Genomic DNA, 4951 nt, shown 5'->3' on the forward strand with positions numbered 1-4951 from the left:
AATCCTGATAAGCAGGAATGGCAACCGCTGCCAAAATACCAATAATCGCAACAACGATCATCAATTCAATTAGCGTAAAACCTTGCTGATTCTTTTTCATATTCATAATATATCTCCAGATTTAGTATAAATGGCCGCTCGATTGTTTTAGTAGCCTGTTTGCTTTACTACTACCTTCAATCTGGAACCCATCTTTAAAGGTAAACTTGAGTCTACCCTTAAGGATGGCTTCGCGTCAGGAAAGTTGCTTGCTCTTCTAAGCGTTTGCAATCAGTCTTCACACTCTGCGTACCGACACTTAAACAATAGCAGGCAACGTGCCAATTACAAATATTAATATTATTTCCCTTATTAGTCAGTAGATTACAGTTCTTTTATAGAATTACCTTGAAGTATTATCACAAGTATTGGACCATACTCTTGATGACAGGAAGTGACAATATTTGTCAGTTACTCACACTATGCGAAGCTTTCTTTTAAATCTGAAAACTTCCACTACACTTCCTTATATATGTATGCGTTTATCAGCAAGCGCTAAACCGTTTAAAGCCAGTTATTTAGTCCAAACATTAGTTTGTGCATCTAAATGGTGAATTTAACTCAAGCAAAGAAGCCCCATGACAGCAGAAAACACGACACTTACTGGCTTGGCCAGAAAGTTTGTTTTGGATCAGTTACTCGATGAAGAAACTGCCCGAAAAGCACAGCTACACGCTCATCAGAACAATTTATCACTGGTTTCCCATCTGGTTCAAGCAAAAGCGGCTAAAGCCAAGGACCTAGCATTTTCTGCTGCGCAAGAATTTGGTATGCCTGTTTTGGACCTAAATGCCTTTCAGCAAGAATCCTTCCCCGAAAAGGTGGTTGATGAAAAGCTAATTAGAAAACACCATGCCCTGCCTTTATTTATGCGTGGCAATCGGCTTTTTATTGCGGTATCGGACCCAACCAATATTATTGCCCTTGATGAAATCAAGTTTCATACAGGCGCAAGTGTTGACGCAATACTCGTTGAAGATGACAAGCTTAATGCAGCCATCGAGAAGTATCTTGAGTCGCAGGATACAACGATGGGCGATCTGGACGATGCAGACCTTGACGACATCGATGTTGATCAGAGCGATGACTCAGACAATGAAGTGTCGGCTAGTGATGCGGATGATGCGCCGATTGTTAAATACGTCAACAAGATGCTACTCGACGCAATCAAAACTGGCGCATCAGATTTACACTTCGAACCTTATGAAAAAAGCTACCGCGTTCGCTACCGTACAGACGGTATATTACACGAAGTTTCAAAGCCCTCCATTAAACTGGCCCCCAAGATATCAGCCCGTTTAAAGGTTATGTCCCAGCTGGATATTTCTGAGCGGCGAATTCCTCAAGATGGACGTATTAAGCTAAAGCTATCAAAAACCAAAGCGATTGATTTCCGGGTGAATACCCTACCTACGTTGTGGGGCGAAAAAATTGTATTGCGTATTCTTGACCCGAGCAGCGCGAAAATGGGGATTGACGCATTGGGTTACGAAGACGTCCAGAAAGAGCTCTATATGGATGCGCTTCACCAGCCGCAAGGGCTTATCCTAGTAACCGGCCCTACGGGGAGTGGTAAAACAGTATCACTCTATACCGGTTTGAATATACTAAATACTGACGAACGAAATATCTCTACCGCGGAAGACCCGGTTGAGATCAACCTGGAAGGTATCAACCAGGTTAACGTTAACCCGAAGGTCGGGCTTGGCTTCCCTGAAGCGCTTAGGTCTTTCTTACGTCAAGACCCTGACATCATCATGGTGGGTGAGATTCGAGACCTGGAAACTGCGTCTATCGCGATCAAAGCAGCACAGACGGGTCATATGGTCATGTCGACCCTGCATACCAATAGTGCACCAGAAACCTTAACTCGTATGATCAATATGGGCGTTCCGGCATTTAACATCGCCACATCTGTCAGTCTTATCATCGCACAACGACTGGCAAGACGCTTATGCAGCGCCTGTAAAGAGCCTGCTGATATCCCTCCCGAAACACTAGAGAAGGAAGGCTTCACAAAAGAACAAATTGATACAGGTTTTACACTTTATAAACCAAAAGGGTGTGATAAATGTAATAAAGGCTATAAAGGCCGGGTGGGCATTTACGAAGTCGTTAAAAACACGCCTAAGATCGCTCAACTTATTATGTCCGAAGCCACTTCACTTGAAATCGCAAAGCAGGCAGATGAAGAAGGCTTTAACAACCTTAGAAAATCAGCACTTTTAAAGGCTATTGAAGGCGTCACCAGCCTTGAAGAAGTCGAACGTGTAACCAAGGACTAACACATGGCAAGCACCACAGATAAGACACTGTCCTTTTCCTGGGAAGGTACTGACCGGAAAGGCAATAAAACCACAGGCGTTATGGCCGCGGCAAACTCGGCCTTGGTCAAAGCACAGCTTCGTAAGCAAGGCATAAAACCCGTCAAAGTAAAAAAAGCGGCTGCCACTCGTGCGAAAGGGAAAAAAATAACCCCCTTCGATGTCGCTATTTTTACGCGCCAGCTTGCTACCATGATGAAAGCGGGCGTACCGCTTATTCAAGCCTTTGATATTGTTGCAGACGGCCTTGAGAATCCAAGCCTGCAAACACTGGTTATTGATATTAAAAATGAAGTCGCTGCAGGTAACAATTTTGCCGGCGCGCTTCGTAAACACCCTCAACATTTCGATGATTTATTTTGCAACCTAGTTGACTCTGGTGAGAAGTCGGGTGCACTCGAAACCATGTTAGACCGTGTTGCGACTTACATGGAAAAAACAGAGGCACTAAAGAAGAAAGTTAAAAAAGCAATGAGCTACCCCATTTCGGTACTGGTTGTCTCTTTTATCGTTACCACTATTCTCTTGGTAAAAGTTGTACCAACATTTGATGAAATGTTTAAGGGCTTTGGCGCCGAACTTCCTGCTTTTACTCAGTTTGTTGTTGGACTCTCTGAATGGATGCAGGAGTACTGGTTTATACTTATATTAACCATTGCGGGACTAGTCTTCGCATTTAAACAAGCAAGTCAACGTTCCGAGGCTTTCCGTGATGCAAGCGATAAGGCAAAACTCAAGATTCCTATCGTAGGTCGGATTATTGAGAAATCATCCATTGCACGCTTTGCACGCGTATTGTCTACCACTTTCTCAGCAGGTGTACCTCTTGTAGACGCTCTCGACTCAGTTGCCGGCGCAACAGGTAATATTGTTTATCGTAACGCCGTTTTTAAGGTGCGAGACGATGTAGCCTCGGGTACACAACTTCAATATTCTATGCGTTCTACCGGTGTGTTCCCCTCCATGGCAGTACAAATGGTTTCGATCGGTGAGGAGTCTGGTGCACTTGATACGATGCTAGACAAAGTCGCGACGCACTTCGAAGATGAGGTAGATGACCTGGTTGATAATATGACGGCACTAATGGAGCCGATTATTATGTCCGTTTTAGGTGTACTGATTGGTGGATTGATCATCGCCATGTACTTACCAATCTTCCAGATGGGACAGGTTGTATAAGAGATATCCGTGCGGGCACCTTTCTCGTGCCCGCCTTATCTACTACTTAAGCCCGACTTAGGCTATGATTCCCCTCATTCGCAACTTCAAGCTGACAATAAATAACGATAAACGCCGCAACGGAACAATTTCATGCTCGCACTTTTCCAACACCTGAATGACAACCCTGCGTTCCTATACGCTTCAACACTTATTTTCGGTTTATTAGTCGGCAGCTTCTTGAATGTTGTCATTTTTAGGCTCCCTAAAATGCTTGAGCAAGATTGGGCACTTCAGTGCGCTGCATTTTTAGACCAGCCTGAACCAAAACAGGAAAAAATCACCCTATCGACCCCCAACTCGAGCTGCCCAAAGTGTCAGCATGCGATTAAGCCTTGGGAAAATATCCCTGTAATCAGCTATATCTTCTTGCAGGGGCGCTGTAGTCAGTGCAAAAACAAAATCTCGATCCGCTACCCTTTAGTTGAACTTGTCACAGCTTTACTTTCACTTGCCGCTATTTCCATCTATGGTGCAAGTTATGCTGGTCTTGCAGCACTTATCCTGACCTGGGTACTTGTGGCACTAACGATGATCGATGCCGACACACAACTTCTGCCAGATAACATGACGCTACCACTAATGTGGGGTGGTTTGATTCTCAACTACTACGAAACGTTTGTGCCCTTATCAAGCGCACTATGGGGCGCCATATTCGGCTACTTAAGCTTATGGCTAGTATTCCACGCCTTTAAGCTGCTAACAGGTAAGGAAGGCATGGGTTATGGTGACTTTAAACTTCTGGCAGCCTTAGGAGCCTGGTTTGGCTGGCAATCCCTGCCGATTATTATTTTGCTTTCTTCTGTTGTAGGCGCGGTGATTGGCATTTCCCTTATTATCATTAAGGGCCGGGATAAAAATATCCCGATCCCTTTCGGGCCTTATCTAGCCATTGCTGGCTGGATCTATATGATTTTTGGTGATGAGCTAGTTCGCTTTTGGCTCGGTAGCCTTCAAGCATAGCGCTGAATAGTGAGCATCATAGTGAATACTAATTCCAAAGCACAGCAGAAGCTTATTATTGGCTTAACCGGTGGTATCGGCAGCGGAAAAACTGCAGCGTCAGACGAATTCCAGGCATTGGGTATCTGTATTGTTGACGCCGATATTGTCGCCCGTGAAGTTGTTGAACCTGGCACTGCCGCACTCTCCAAAATTGCTACTCACTTCGGTACCGATATACTTACCAATACTGGTGAGCTTGATAGAGCAGCCTTGCGCCAAATTATATTTTCATCGAAAGATCAAAAACAATGGCTCGAAAGCTTACTGCACCCGATAATTCGAAGCGAAATCAAAAGGCAGTTAAACAGTGCAGACAGCCCTTATGTAATCCTCGTATCCCCTTTGCTTTTCGAGACCGATCAAGC

The 4951-nt window shown here is 44.5% G+C and carries 5 protein-coding genes; 4 read left to right on the forward strand and 1 reads right to left on the reverse strand.

What is annotated here, in order from left to right:
• The coding region (locus A3761_RS25805) for a prepilin-type N-terminal cleavage/methylation domain-containing protein (RefSeq protein ID WP_156491863.1) at positions 1-100 on the reverse strand (100 nt) is incomplete at its 3' end.
• A 517-nt stretch (positions 101-617) separates the two neighbouring features.
• Here A3761_RS25805 and pilB point away from each other — a divergent pair.
• From pilB to coaE, 4 genes are all read left to right on the forward strand, one after another.
• A complete protein-coding gene (gene pilB / locus A3761_RS14615; RefSeq protein WP_068512909.1) occupies positions 618-2324 on the forward strand; it encodes a type IV-A pilus assembly ATPase PilB in 1707 nt (568 codons plus the stop codon).
• Positions 2325-2327: 3 nt separating this feature from the next.
• Positions 2328-3542, forward strand: a complete 1215-nt coding sequence (locus tag A3761_RS14620; protein ID WP_068554733.1) for a type II secretion system F family protein — start codon at positions 2328-2330, stop codon at positions 3540-3542.
• 132 nt (positions 3543-3674) lie between these two features.
• Positions 3675-4544 carry an A24 family peptidase gene (locus A3761_RS14625; RefSeq protein WP_068512915.1) on the forward strand — a complete coding sequence of 290 codons (870 nt, stop codon included), beginning with the start codon at positions 3675-3677 and terminating at the stop codon, positions 4542-4544.
• A gap of 21 nt (positions 4545-4565) precedes the next feature.
• The coding region (gene coaE / locus A3761_RS14630; RefSeq protein WP_068750405.1) for a dephospho-CoA kinase at positions 4566-4951 on the forward strand (386 nt) is incomplete at its 3' end.

It is taken from the genome of Oleiphilus sp. HI0123 (genome assembly GCF_001635315.1).

Coding starts and splice junctions, on each gene's coding strand:
- A3761_RS14625 (WP_068512915.1), top strand. CDS start 3,675: ATGCTCGCACTTTTCCAACACCTGAATGACAACCCTGCGTTCCTATAC.
- pilB (WP_068512909.1), top strand. CDS start 618: ATGACAGCAGAAAACACGACACTTACTGGCTTGGCCAGAAAGTTTGTT.
- A3761_RS14620 (WP_068554733.1), top strand. CDS start 2,328: ATGGCAAGCACCACAGATAAGACACTGTCCTTTTCCTGGGAAGGTACT.